Source organism: Pseudomonas sp. GW823-FHT02E01 (genome assembly GCF_058797535.1).
Genome location: NZ_JBXAJS010000002.1, coordinates 60,110 through 72,310, shown reverse-complemented (window position 1 = coordinate 72,310; position 12,201 = coordinate 60,110). Strand labels below are relative to the sequence as shown.

The window sequence follows — 12,201 nt, the reverse complement described above, 5'->3', positions numbered from 1 at the left end:
GGGATTCAGATGCAGCAGATAACGGGCTACCACGCCCACGTTTATTTCGATGCCAACACGATCTCGCAGGCGCGAGCCTTATGTGAACGGGCGGCGCAATTGTTTCCATTGAAAATGGGCCGCGTGCACGAGCGCCCGGTCGGTCCGCACCCGGACTGGAGCTGCCAGTTGGCGTTCGAACCGCAGGTGCTGGGCGACGTGCTGCCGTGGCTGGCGCTGAACCGCAAGGGGCTGGTGGTGTTCCTGCACCCGGACACCGGCGACGATTTGCTTGACCACACCGAGCACGCGATCTGGATGGGCGCGATTCGGCCGTTGGACCTGTCTGTTTTTTGATCAGAGTGTTTCTTCAGCCTCACCGGGCAAATGTTCGTCCAGATGCAGCCACGGCAAGCGGCTGTCGGTCCAGATGTGCCGCTCGGCTGGTGCTTGCTCAGGATGGTCGAGGGTGGCGATGGTCAGGTCGATGCTTTCCGGGCTTAGTTGCGTCGCTAGTGCCAGTTGCGCCCCACAGTGGCCGCAGAAATATCGCGCACAGGTGGATGAAGATTCGTACCGCGACGGCGTCCCGGCCAGCCATTGAAAGGCGGATGCCGGCACGGTTATCCAGGTAGTCACGATGCCGCCGCTGACCCGTCGGCAAATCGAACAATGACAGTGGGCGATATCGTGCAGCGGCCCGCTGAATTGATAGCGCAGTTGCCCGCAATGGCAGCCGCCGGTGTGAAGCTCGCCCATGTTCAACCTCCCGCCCTGTGTTCAGGGACTTGAAACCCAATCCGACGATCGGTTGCACATCCGGTCCTTGCTTTCATTGGCGAAAGCTGGCTGAAAGCTTCCCCGATTAGGATCGCCCCCACTACCGGCAACAGACCGGTTGGCCAATGCCAGCGTTTTATCGCTCGCACAGCCCATTTAACAACAACAATGGTGATTCTGATGTCCTCTTCCATCCGCCGCTTCGCTGCAACTCCGCCCGTACGTCTCGTGCTTCCCGTTCTGCGCTGATCCCGCCTGATCCGCCCATTCCCTAGCCGCGCTACGCCTGGAGTATTCCCATGCTGACTTTCCTTGGCTTCGCCATGGTCATCACGTTCATGTTCCTGATCATGACCAAGCGCCTGTCCGCGCTGATCGCCCTGATCATCATTCCAATCATCTTTGCCCTGTTCGGCGGTTTTTCGCCGAAGATCGGTCCGATGATGCTCGAAGGCATTACCAAGCTTGCGCCAACCGGCGTGATGCTGATGTTCGCTATCTTGTACTTTGCCCTGATGATCGACTCCGGCCTGTTCGACCCGGCCGTGCGCAAGATCCTCAAACTGGTCAAGGGCGACCCGCTGAAGGTTTCGGTCGGCACCGCCGTTCTGGCGCTCGTTGTCTCCCTCGATGGTGACGGCGCGACCACTTACATGATCTGCGTGGCCGCCATGCTGCCGCTCTACAGCCGTATCGGCATGAGCCCGCGAATCATGGCCGGCCTGATCATCCTCGCCGGTGGCGTGATGAACATGACCCCATGGGGTGGCCCGACTGCTCGCGCCGCCAGTGCGTTGCATGTGGATCCTTCCGACATCTTCGTACCGATGATTCCTGCGATGCTGGCTGGTGTGGTGGCGATCCTGGTCATTGCCTACTTCTACGGCAAGCGTGAACGTGCGCGTCTGGGTGAACTGCACCTGGTGGGCGATGAAATCGACCACAGTGAAATCAGCGTTTCGCAGTTCCCGGATGCCCGTCGTCCGAAGCTGATCTGGTTCAACGGCGCCCTGACCCTGGCCTTGATGTGCACCCTGATCGCCGGCCTGCTGCCGTTGCCGGTACTGTTCATGGTGGCGTTCAGTATCGCCATGATCGTCAACTACCCTTGCCTGCAACAGCAGAAGGATCGCGTCGCGGCTCACGCCGGTAGCGTACTGGCGGTGGTCGGGTTGATCTTTGCGGCCGGTATCTTCACCGGTATCCTGACCGGCACCGGGATGGTCGACGCCATGTCGAAGAGCCTGTTGGCGGTGATTCCGGACTTCCTCGGCCCGTACCTGGCAGTGATCACGGCGTTGGTAAGCATGCCGTTCACTTTCTTCATGTCGAACGATGCATTTTATTACGGCGTGTTACCGGTACTTGCCGAAGCCGCCAGCCATTACGGTATAACCGCGGTGGAAATGGCACGTGCCTCGATCGTCGGTCAGCCCGTCCACCTGTTGAGCCCGCTGGTTCCATCGACCTACCTGTTAGTGGCCCTGGCCGGCATCGACTTCGGTGACCACCAGCGCTTCACTCTCAAGTGGGCAGTGCTGGTTTGTATCTGCATACTGATTGCTGCACTGCTGTTGGGGACTTTCCCGGTGTTCAGCACTCTATAAGCCCAAGACTCACCACTTCGGGTCCAGGCTTCGCTGTTTGAAGCCCGGGCCCGTTTTGGTTTAACAATCGCTCAAAGGAATACACATGGAATGGCTGACCAACCCTGAAATCTGGGTTGCCTTCTTCACCCTGACCGCCCTGGAAATCGTCCTGGGTATCGATAACATCATCATGATTTCGATCCTGGTCAGCCGCATGCCCAAACACATGCAGGCGCGCACCCGGATTTTCGGTCTGGCGCTGGCCATGATCACGCGAATCCTGCTTCTGCTGTCGATCACCTGGGTCATGCGCCTGACGGCGGACCTGTTCGTAGTATTCGGCCAGGGTATTTCCGGACGCGACCTGATCCTGTTCTTCGGTGGTCTGTTCCTGCTGTGGAAGAGCTCGCAAGAGATGTACCACGCGCTGGAAGGTGAAGACGAAACCAACGAAGAGCCTTCGGGCAAGGGCGGCAACTTCCTCTACACCATCGTCCAGATTGCGATCATCGACATCGTATTCTCCCTGGACTCGGTGATCACTGCGGTCGGCATGGTGTCCCACGTACCGGTCATGGTCGCGGCAATCATCGTGGCCGTACTGGTGATGATGTGGGCATCTGGCACCATCAGTGAGTTCATCGACAAGCACCCATCGCTGAAGATGCTGGCGCTGTCGTTCCTGCTGATCGTCGGTACGGTGCTGATTGCCGAATCCCTGGACGTGCACGTGCCAAAAGGCTACGTCTACTTCGCCATGGCGTTCTCGCTGGCGGTGGAAGCGATCAACATCAGGATGCGCACTGCCATCGCGAAAAAGAAGAAACAGCAGGATCCGGTAAGGCTGCGCAAGGACATTCCGGGCCAGTAACCCGGTAGCGGTCAATACGCAAAACCTGTGGGAGCGAGCTTGCTTGCGATGGTGGTCTGTCAGTCAACGTCAAAGTTGAATCTGATGGCCTCATCGCGAGCAAGCTCGCTCCCACAGTGTTTTGTGTGGCTGGAAGATCGCTCTTTTCATGACAGTTTTGTTTCAATCGCGTCTTTGGCTATGCGATGCTGGCGCGCAGACCGTTAGCCAACTACAGCTTAAGTACAGAACGTAGAACGTCGCGCGGTACCGTCAACTTGCTCCTTTGGGGCGCTACACCACAGGGGGTCATTATGCTCACCCTGCTCAATTTGCTTTCTGCCGTGGCCCTGCTGATCTGGGGCACGCACATCGTCCGAACCGGCATCCTGCGGGTCTACGGCACCAACTTGCGCCATGTCATCAGCCATAACATGTCCAACCGCTGGCTGGCTTTCCTCTCCGGGATCGCCGTGACGGCGATGGTCCAGAGCAGCAACGCCACCGCGATGCTGGTCACCTCCTTTGTCGGCCAGGGCCTGATGGCGCTTACGCCAGCGTTGGTCACCATGCTCGGTGCCGATGTCGGTACGGCCCTGATGGCGCGGGTGCTGACGTTCGATCTGTCGTGGTTGTCGCCCCTGCTGATTTTTGCCGGGGTGATTTTCTTTCTGTCGCGCAAGCAGACCCGACTCGGACAGATGGGCCGTGTCGCCATTGGCTTGGGGTTGATCATTCTGGCGCTGCAACTGATTGTTGAAGCCGCGCACCCGATTACCCATGCCAAAGGGGTGAAGGTGATTTTCGCCTCGCTCACCGGTGATATCCTGCTCGACGCCCTGGTCGGCGCGCTGTTCGCGATGCTTTCCTATTCCAGCCTGGCCGCTGTATTGCTCACCGCGACCCTGGCGGGCGCCAACGTGATCAGCCTGCCGGTGGCCATCGGGCTCGTGATCGGCGCCAATATCGGCAGCGGCATACTCGCGTTCCTCAGCACCAGCATGCAGAACGCCGCCGGGCGCCAAGTGGCGCTGGGCAGCCTGCTGTACAAACTGATTGGTCTTTTACTGATCATTCCAGTGCTCGATCCGCTGGTGCACTGGCTCGATGGCCTGGATTTCAGCCCTCAGGAAATGGTCATTGGCTTTCACCTGCTCTACAACATCGCGCGTTGCCTGATCTTGCTGCCCAGTGTTGGGCCGATGGCCAGGTTTTGTGCCTGGGTGCTGCCGGAGCGCCCGCTAGTCAACGGTACGGCCAAGCCCCGACACCTTGACCCCACGGCGTTGGTCACCCCCGGTTTGGCGCTGGCCAACGCGGCCCGGGAAACCCTGCGCATGGGCGACCTGATCGACAACATGCTCGAAGCCATGCTCGACGTGTTGCGCGGAAAGCAAACCGCCGTCACCCAGGAAATGCGGCGTCTGACCGACGATGTCGAAGCGCTCTACAGCGCGATCAAGTTGTATCTGGCGCAAATGCCCCGGGAAGATCTCAGCGATCAGGACAGCCGGCGCTGGGCGGAAATCATCGAACTGGCGATCAACCTGAAACTGGCCAGCGACTTGATCGAACGCATGCTGCGCAAGGTCCAGCAGCAGAAAACCTCGCAGCGCCGGTCGTTTTCCGAAGTGGGGCTGGACGAATTGACCGGGCTGCAAACTCAGTTGATTTCCAACCTGCGGCTCGGGATGTCGGTGTTTCTCAGTGGCGACCCGGAAAGTGCCCGCCAGCTGGTGCGTGAAAAACGTCGTTTCCGCGCACAGGAGCGGCGCCTGGCTCACGCTCATGTCAGCCGCTTGCAACGTAAAATCGTGCAAAGTATCGAAACCAGTTCGTTGCACCTGGAGCTGATCGCCGACATGAAGCGTCTTAATTCGCTGTTTTGCAGCAGTGCCTACGTTGTGCTGGAAACATCGGACACAGGTGCGCTGGTGGTCGACGATTTGAGCGACATCACTCATTCACCCTGAACGTCCACAGTTGCCTGAAGTCTGTTGAACTTACGCTAGCCGTACGGAAGCTCGTTATGCGTTGTCTGTTGTTCGCCTGCCTGTTGCTAGGTTCACTCCCGTCATTCGCCCTGGATCGCTTCCAGGTCGAGGGCTACACCCTGCGCAACGGTTTGCAGTTGCTGCTCAAGCCCGGCACTGACCACGGGCATGTGGCAATCCGGCTGGTGGTCGGCGTTGGCCTGGACGATTTCAAGTGCGAAGAAAAGGAGTTGCCGCATCTGCTGGAACACTTGTTGTTCAGCGGTATCGACGCCAGCGGCGAAGGCGGCCTGGAAGAAAGCATGCAGGCTCTGGGCGGCGAGTGGAACGCGTTCACCAGTAATGCCGATACGACTTTCGTCATCGAAGCCCCGGCGAAAAACCAGCGCAAGGTGCTCGACCTGTTGCTGGCGCTGCTGACCCAGACCCGCTTCGACGACAGTGCCATCAACGCGGCCAAGCAAGTGGTCGAGCGTGAAGACGGCGGCCATTACTCGCACCTGCAACGCTGGCTCGATCGTCAGGACCTCGGCCACACGGCCAGCAACCAACTGGCCGTGGAATTGGGCCTCAAATGCCCGGAGCGTGCGCAAGTCGATGACCTGACCCGTGAACAACTGGAGCAGGTGCGCAAGGACTGGTATGCGCCGAACAACATGACCCTGATCGTGGTCGGCGACCTCGACAAGTTGCTGCCAGCCTATCTGGAACGGGAGTATGGCGCGCTGGACGCGATCACCCCTGGCGAGCATCCGCCGCTGCCGCAAATCCAGGCCAGCGCCACCCATGAGCGCACCTTGACCCACAGTCTGGTCGGCAACGGCGCCAAGTTGCATTGGCTGGTGCCGGAGCCGGTACTGGAGGATGGGCACGATGAAACCTTCGATTTGCTCAAGGACTATCTGGATTGGGCGCTTTATCGCCAGTTACGCCTGGCTCACGGTTTGTCCTACGGCCCGTGGGCGGAGCGCGAGGTGTTCGGCGGCGTAGGTTTCATGAGCCTCAACGCCGACCTTGAGCGCGACGCCGTGGCCGATGCCGAACAAGTACTCGAGGAACTGAAGGCCGGCCTGCTCAAGGACGGCCTCAATGCCGACACCTTCAACCGCCTCAAGCAGGCCGCGATTGCCCGCCAGGCCTGGGCCGTACAAGGCAACAGCGCGTTGGCCGACTACTACTGGAGCGCCATCGGTAACTACGAGGACGGTCACTTCACCAACCCGGCCCGGGAGCTGCAAGGGGTGACCCTGGAAGAAGCGAACAAGGCCGTGCGTGAATTGCTCCTGCAACCGGGGTATTTGCGGATCGAGAAGCCTTTGTTCAGTTATGACCAGTTGATGTGGCTGGTGGTCGGTGGGGTGGGCTTGATCGTGTTGATGTTGGTGGGCTGGCGTTTGCACCGCAGGAAGTAACCATTCCATGTGACAACGGACTGAGAGGCCTTGCCGGTTCCCTGTGGGAGCGAGCTTGCTCGCGATAGCGGATTGTCAGCCGCCGAAAATGTTGGATGTGCCGGCCTCATCGCGAGCAGGCTCGCTCCTACAGGTTGCGTGGTGTAACTGATCGTGAACCCTCGCCACAGCGCCGCACCAGCGGTACCCTGTCGAGGTTTTTTCCTACGACGACTGTGAAACCACCGAATGCAAAACCTATCCCTTTTCGTACAGCGCATCCTTGATTTGATGAAGCGGTACCCTGGGGTCATTGCGCTCTTTGGTTTCATCTCCGGGGTGGGCAGTTTCATTCTGGTCGATCGCCAGCAAGGCCTGGCGAGCTGGATCACCACCATCATGCTGATCAGCTGGATCTGGCTGATGCTGGAAAACAGCCTGACCAAGCTGTTCACGCGCATCTTCAAGCGCGAAATACCGGAACCGTTGTTGCGTTACGCAACGCAGATGATCCATCAGGAAAGCCTGTTCTTTGTCCTGCCGTTCTTCTTCATCACCACGACGTGGAACAGCGGCCAGTTGTTTTTCACCGGGTTGCTGGGCGTCGCGGCGCTGATTTCGATCGTCGACCCGCTCTACTACAAGTGGCTGGCTCCACGGCGCTGGGCGTTTCTGGCCCTGCACACCCTGACCCTGTTCGCCGCGCTGCTCACCGCATTGCCGGTGATCATGCACCTGACCACCGCGCAAAGTTTCAAATGGGCACTGGGTATCTCGGTGCTGCTGTCGTTCCCGAGCCTGGCGTCGATCTTCCCGATTCGTACCCTGCGCAATGCGCTGGCGATCTTGAGTATCACTCTGGGCATCGGCGCCGTTGGTTGGGAGCTGCGCTCGTGGGTGCCGCCGGCGACGCTGTGGATGACCGACGTGGCCATCAGTACGCAAATGCAGGATCGCACACCTGGCGCCAGTCTCGACGAAGTCAGCGCCGAACAGATCCGTAATGGCGGGCTTTATGCGTACACCGCGATCAACGCCCCGCGTGGCCTGGACGAGCGGATTTATCACGTCTGGCAGTTCAACGGTAAAGAGGTCGACCGCATCCCCTTGGATATTCGTGGCGGGCGCAAGGAAGGTTACCGGGCCTGGACCCACAAGCAGAACTTCCCGGGCAACCCGGCCGGTAAATGGCAGGTTAGGGTCCTGACCGAAGATGGCCAGGTCATTGGCGTGCTGCGCTTCAAAGTCACGGACAGCACAGCGATCAAAGAAAAGTAGTCCGGTTCGTGCTATTACGTAGAGCTGCGTAATCACTGAACAAGCACGGAGCTTATGATCAGCAGCACGATGGCCGGCAACGCCCGATTGGACTCCTCGAGTACCCCTGCGCGGTTGCGGGTGACGGGCGACTGGACGCTTGCCCATTACGCTGACCTCAAGCTGTTGAGCGAAAAACTCCACGGCCAGTACGACGCCAACACCCCCATCGACCTCAATGGTCTCGGCGCCCTCGACACCGCCGGTGCCTCGCTGTTGGTCGAGCTGCTCGGCTCCGAGCGCCTCGGTCGTTCTGCCGAACATCCTGATTGCACACTCTCTGCCGCTGATCGGGCGTTGCTGCAAACCGTCTACTGCTCGTTGACCGATTTCTGCGTACCGATCAAGGAACCGGAAGTCAGCGTTTCCATTCAGTTGCTGACCCGCATTGGCCGCGCGGTGGACACTGTCTGGCAGGACACCCTGCAACTGCTGGGTTTCGTCGGCCTGATCATCGAAACCATCGTCCGCGGCCTGTTCCGTCCCAAGCGCTGGCGCGTCACGCCGATGATCGCCCATATCGAACAGACTGGTCTCGACGCCGCCCCCATCGTTGCGTTGCTGACTTTTCTGGTGGGCGCCGTGGTGGCGTTTCTCGGGTCGACGGTGCTGGCCACTTTCGGCGCCACCGTCTTCACCGTGGACCTGGTGGGGTTTGCCTTCCTGCGCGAATTCGGTGTGCTGCTGACCGCGATCCTGATGGCCGGGCGCACCGCTAGTGCGTTCACGGCGCAAATCGGTTCGATGAAGGCCAACGAAGAAATCGACGCCATCCGCACGCTGGGCCTCGATCCCGTGGAGTTGCTGGTGGTGCCGCGGGTCCTGGCGTTGCTGATCGCCCTGCCGATGCTGACCTTCCTGGCGATGCTGTCAGGGATTATCGGCGGTGCCGTGGTCTGCGCGGTGGCGCTGGATATCTCGCCAGCGATGTTCCTGTCGCTGCTGCAAACGGACATCGGCGTTCAGCACTTTCTGGTGGGGATCGTCAAAGCGCCGGTGTTCGCCTTCCTCATCGCCGCCATCGGTTGCCTCGAAGGCTTCAAGGTCAGTGGCAGCGCTGAGTCTGTGGGCGCGCACACCACGTCGAGTGTGGTGCAGTCGATTTTCGTGGTGATCGTGATGGATGCGATCGCCGCGATGTTTTTCATGGAGATGGGTTGGTGAGTCGTATCCCCAGAGCGCCCTCCGAGGCGGTGATTGAAGTCCGTGGATTGTGCAACCGTTTTGGAAGCCAGAGCGTGCACGAGAACCTCGACCTGGACTTGTACAAGGGCGAGATCCTCGCCGTGGTCGGCGGCTCCGGCAGCGGCAAGTCGGTGCTGCTGCGCAGCATTGTCGGGTTGCGCCAGCCCAGCGAAGGCGTGGTGAAAGTTTTCGGGAAAAACCTGCCGACCTTGTCCGAGCACGAGCGTTCGCTGGTGGAGCGGCGATTCGGCGTTCTGTTCCAGAAAGGCGCGCTGTTCTCTTCACTGACGGTGACCGAAAACGTTGCCCTGCCGCTGATCGAACACGCCGGCTTGAGCCGCAACGACGCCGAGCACCTGGCGGCGGTGAAAATGGCCCTGGCCGGGTTACCGCTGTCGGCCGCAGAGAAGTACCCCTCGTCGCTGTCCGGCGGCATGATCAAGCGCGCCGCGCTGGCCCGGGCATTGGCGCTGGACCCGGACATCCTGTTTCTCGACGAACCCACCGCCGGTCTCGACCCGATCGGCGCCGCCGCGTTCGACCAATTGATCCTGACCCTGCGCGATGCTTTGGGCCTGAGTGTCTTTCTGGTGACCCACGATCTCGACACGCTCTACACCACCACTGACCGGGTGGCGGTGCTGGCGCAGAAAAAAGTGCTGGTGGCGGACGCCATCGACAAGGTTTCGGAAATCAACGATGCGTGGATTCACGAATACTTCCATGGCCCTCGTGGCCGCGCGGCATTGACGGCCGCCCAACAGCTCAACGAGGTCTGACATGGAAACCCGAGCCCATCATGTATTGATCGGCCTGTTCACCGTGATTGTGGTGACGGCCGCGCTGCTGTTCGGCCTATGGCTGGCCAAGTCCAGTGTCGACACCGAGTTCAAGGACTACGAGGTCGTGTTCAACGAGGCGGTTAGCGGTTTGTCCCAAGGTAGCTCGGTACAGTACAGCGGGATCAAGGTCGGCGACGTGATCTCGCTGCGCCTGGACCCGAAAGACCCGCGCCGGGTGCTGGCGCGAATTCGCTTGGCCGGCGATACCCCGGTCAAGGAGGACACCCAGGCCAAACTGGCCCTGACCGGCGTCACCGGGACTTCGATCATCCAACTCAGCGGCGGCACACCACAGAGTCCGACGCTCAAGGGCAAGGACGGTAACCTGCCGACCATCGTCGCCTCGCCCTCGCCCATCGCCCGGCTGCTCAATGACAGCGAAGACCTGATGGCCGGGGTGAGTACGCTGATGCATAACGCCAACCTGATGTTCTCCACGGAAAACATCGAGCGCATCAGCAACACCCTGGAGCACCTGGAGCAAACCACCGGGGCCATTGCCGATCAGCGCGGCGATATCCGCCAGGCCATGCAGCAACTGGCCTCGGTGGGTAAGCAGGCCAACACCATGCTGGAGCAGACGACGGCGTTGATGCGCAATGCCAACGGGCTGCTCAACGAGCATGGCAAGGAAGCGCTGGGCAGCGCCGAGCAGGCGATGAAGTCGCTGCAGGAGAGCAGCGCCACCCTCAACAAACTGATCACCACCAATCAGGATTCGCTCAACAGCGGCATGCAAGGCCTTAATGGCCTGGGCCCGGCGGTCCGTGAGATGCGCGAAACCCTGAGTTCGTTGCGCACCATCACCACACGCCTGGAAGCCAACCCCAGCGGTTACCTGCTGGGCAGTGACAAGACCAAGGAATTTACGCCATGAAGCTGATTCGGATTGCCCTCCTCGCTGGCTTCACATTGATCAGTTCGTGCTCGATCCTGCCCAAGCCCGAGCCCTTCGAGGTCTATCGATTGCCGTCGGCCCAGAGCGCATCGGCCAGCCATGGCACGCCGCAGCGCTGGTCGCTGCGCCTGAGCAAATTCCAGTCCAGCGAAGCGTTGAACAGTCCGAACATTGCCGTAATTCCCCAGGGCGATGTGATCAGCCACTACAAGGGTTCACGCTGGAGCGACTCGGCGCCGGTGCTGGTGCGCAATCGCCTGCTGGAAGGTTTCCAGCATGACGGGCGGGTGCCGCTGCTGAGCACAGATGACAGCATTTTCCAGACCGATCTTGAATTGGGCGGTAGCCTGCAGGCGTTCCAGACTGAATACCAGGGCACGAATGCCAGCGCGGTCGTGCGTCTGGATGCATTGCTGGTGCGCAGTTACGACCAGCGCATCCTCGCCAGCCGCCGCTTTGAAGTGCGCCAGCCACTCAGTGAAGTGCAGGTCCCGGCGGTGGTGGCCGGGTTCGGTCAGGCGAGTGATCAGTTGACTGTGCAGGTGGTGAGCTGGGCGGTTGAGCAAGGACAGAAACTCGCCCCGCCGCCCAGACCTTGAGGACTTGCGCAGTCCTGTGGGAGCGAGCTTGCTCGCGATGACTGAGGCACCTTCACAATCAATGTGCCTGACACACCGCTATCGCGAGCAAGCTCGCTCCCACAGTTGACTTGTGTCGGCCTGATCAGCTCGGCAAAAACGCCTGATGCAACTCTTCCAGCGTCTCAAAGTGATACGCCGGCGCTTCGGCGCTCAACTCTTCATGGCTGCCGAACCCGTAACCTACCGCCGCCGCGTCCAGGCCATTGCTGCGCGCGCCGATCAGGTCGTGCTTGCGGTCGCCGATCATCAAAGTGTTGGCCGGGTCCAGGTTTTCTTCGGCCATCAGGTGAGCGATCAGCTCGACCTTGTTGGTCCGGGTGCCGTCCAGTTCGCTGCCGTAAATCACCTTGAAGTGTTTGGCAAAATCGAAATGCCGGGCGATTTCCCGGGCGAACACCCACGGTTTCGAGGTCGCGATGTACAGCTGTCGGCCTTGCCCGCTCAGGGTTTCCAGTAGTGGCGTGACACCATCGAACACCCGGTTTTCGTAGAGGCCGGTGACCTTGAAGCGCTCGCGGTAGAAATTCACCGCTTCCCAGGCCTTGGCTTCATCGAAGTCGTAGAACTGCATGAATGCCTGCAACAACGGCGGGCCGATGAAGTGTTCGAGTCTGGCCAGGTCCGGCTCATCGATACCCAGTTTGCTCAGGGCGAACTGGATCGAACGAGTAATGCCCTCGCGTGGGTCGGTCAGGGTGCCATCGAGGTCGAACAAAACGGTTTGGTAATGCATGT

At 60.2% G+C, this 12,201-nt stretch carries 12 protein-coding genes; 10 read left to right on the top strand and 2 right to left on the bottom strand.

Features of this window, described 5'->3' with window-relative positions; translation table 11 throughout:
• Nucleotides 1-9: 9 nt before the first annotated feature.
• Nucleotides 10-336: a DOPA 4,5-dioxygenase family protein gene (locus AC1RDQ_RS04095; RefSeq protein ID WP_057712632.1), complete on the top strand. Its 327-nt coding sequence runs from the start codon at nt 10-12 to the stop codon at nt 334-336.
• Here AC1RDQ_RS04095 and AC1RDQ_RS04090 read toward each other — a convergent pair whose 3' ends face one another.
• On the bottom strand, nt 337-738 hold the full coding sequence (locus AC1RDQ_RS04090; protein WP_349735879.1) for a GFA family protein: 402 nt from the start codon (nt 736-738) through the stop codon (nt 337-339).
• Nucleotides 739-1,058: 320 nt separating this feature from the next.
• Here AC1RDQ_RS04090 and AC1RDQ_RS04085 point away from each other — a divergent pair, with 320 nt between their 5' ends.
• From AC1RDQ_RS04085 to AC1RDQ_RS04045, 9 genes are all read left to right on the top strand, one after another.
• Nucleotides 1,059-2,366 (top strand): CitMHS family transporter, encoded by a 1,308-nt coding sequence (locus AC1RDQ_RS04085; protein ID WP_008045759.1) that lies wholly within the window; start codon nt 1,059-1,061, stop codon nt 2,364-2,366.
• Between the two features lie 85 nt (nt 2,367-2,451).
• On the top strand, nt 2,452-3,219 hold the full coding sequence (locus AC1RDQ_RS04080; protein WP_090452298.1) for a TerC family protein: 768 nt from the start codon (nt 2,452-2,454) through the stop codon (nt 3,217-3,219).
• 293 nt (nt 3,220-3,512) lie between these two features.
• Complete coding sequence (locus AC1RDQ_RS04075; protein ID WP_150812656.1) at nt 3,513-5,171, top strand: Na/Pi cotransporter family protein; 1,659 nt, start codon at nt 3,513-3,515, stop codon at nt 5,169-5,171.
• A gap of 56 nt (nt 5,172-5,227) precedes the next feature.
• Entirely contained in the window at nt 5,228-6,604 is a 1,377-nt protein-coding gene (locus AC1RDQ_RS04070; RefSeq protein ID WP_492586429.1) for a M16 family metallopeptidase, read from the top strand.
• Between the two features lie 228 nt (nt 6,605-6,832).
• Nucleotides 6,833-7,861, top strand: coding sequence for a DUF5924 family protein (locus tag AC1RDQ_RS04065; RefSeq protein ID WP_057712627.1), 1,029 nt, complete (start codon nt 6,833-6,835; stop codon nt 7,859-7,861).
• Nucleotides 7,862-7,915: 54 nt separating this feature from the next.
• Nucleotides 7,916-9,064 carry an ABC transporter permease gene (locus tag AC1RDQ_RS04060; protein ID WP_057712626.1) on the top strand — a complete coding sequence of 383 codons (1,149 nt, stop codon included), beginning with the start codon at nt 7,916-7,918 and terminating at the stop codon, nt 9,062-9,064.
• Nucleotides 9,061-9,864, top strand: a complete 804-nt coding sequence (locus AC1RDQ_RS04055; protein ID WP_492586427.1) for an ABC transporter ATP-binding protein — start codon at nt 9,061-9,063, stop codon at nt 9,862-9,864. Before AC1RDQ_RS04060 ends, AC1RDQ_RS04055 begins: the two co-directional genes overlap by 4 nt.
• A gap of 1 nt (nt 9,865) precedes the next feature.
• Complete coding sequence (locus tag AC1RDQ_RS04050) at nt 9,866-10,804, top strand: MlaD family protein (RefSeq protein WP_492586425.1); 939 nt, start codon at nt 9,866-9,868, stop codon at nt 10,802-10,804.
• Nucleotides 10,801-11,424, top strand: a complete 624-nt coding sequence (locus tag AC1RDQ_RS04045; protein WP_492586423.1) for an ABC-type transport auxiliary lipoprotein family protein — start codon at nt 10,801-10,803, stop codon at nt 11,422-11,424. The genes AC1RDQ_RS04050 and AC1RDQ_RS04045 overlap by 4 nt, the downstream gene beginning before the upstream one ends.
• Before the next feature lie 124 nt (nt 11,425-11,548).
• On the opposite strand, the gene AC1RDQ_RS04040 is transcribed toward AC1RDQ_RS04045, so the two are convergent.
• On the bottom strand, nt 11,549-12,199 hold the full coding sequence (locus AC1RDQ_RS04040; RefSeq protein WP_349735882.1) for an HAD family hydrolase: 651 nt from the start codon (nt 12,197-12,199) through the stop codon (nt 11,549-11,551).
• Nucleotides 12,200-12,201 lie beyond the last annotated feature (2 nt).

Coding starts and splice junctions, on each gene's coding strand:
- AC1RDQ_RS04085 (WP_008045759.1), top strand. CDS start 1,059: ATGCTGACTTTCCTTGGCTTCGCCATGGTCATCACGTTCATGTTCCTG.
- AC1RDQ_RS04080 (WP_090452298.1), top strand. CDS start 2,452: ATGGAATGGCTGACCAACCCTGAAATCTGGGTTGCCTTCTTCACCCTG.
- AC1RDQ_RS04090 (WP_349735879.1), bottom strand. CDS start 738: ATGGGCGAGCTTCACACCGGCGGCTGCCATTGCGGGCAACTGCGCTAT.
- AC1RDQ_RS04065 (WP_057712627.1), top strand. CDS start 6,833: ATGCAAAACCTATCCCTTTTCGTACAGCGCATCCTTGATTTGATGAAG.
- AC1RDQ_RS04040 (WP_349735882.1), bottom strand. CDS start 12,199: ATGCATTACCAAACCGTTTTGTTCGACCTCGATGGCACCCTGACCGAC.
- AC1RDQ_RS04050 (WP_492586425.1), top strand. CDS start 9,866: ATGGAAACCCGAGCCCATCATGTATTGATCGGCCTGTTCACCGTGATT.
- AC1RDQ_RS04070 (WP_492586429.1), top strand. CDS start 5,228: ATGCGTTGTCTGTTGTTCGCCTGCCTGTTGCTAGGTTCACTCCCGTCA.
- AC1RDQ_RS04095 (WP_057712632.1), top strand. CDS start 10: ATGCAGCAGATAACGGGCTACCACGCCCACGTTTATTTCGATGCCAAC.
- AC1RDQ_RS04075 (WP_150812656.1), top strand. CDS start 3,513: ATGCTCACCCTGCTCAATTTGCTTTCTGCCGTGGCCCTGCTGATCTGG.
- AC1RDQ_RS04060 (WP_057712626.1), top strand. CDS start 7,916: ATGATCAGCAGCACGATGGCCGGCAACGCCCGATTGGACTCCTCGAGT.
- AC1RDQ_RS04045 (WP_492586423.1), top strand. CDS start 10,801: ATGAAGCTGATTCGGATTGCCCTCCTCGCTGGCTTCACATTGATCAGT.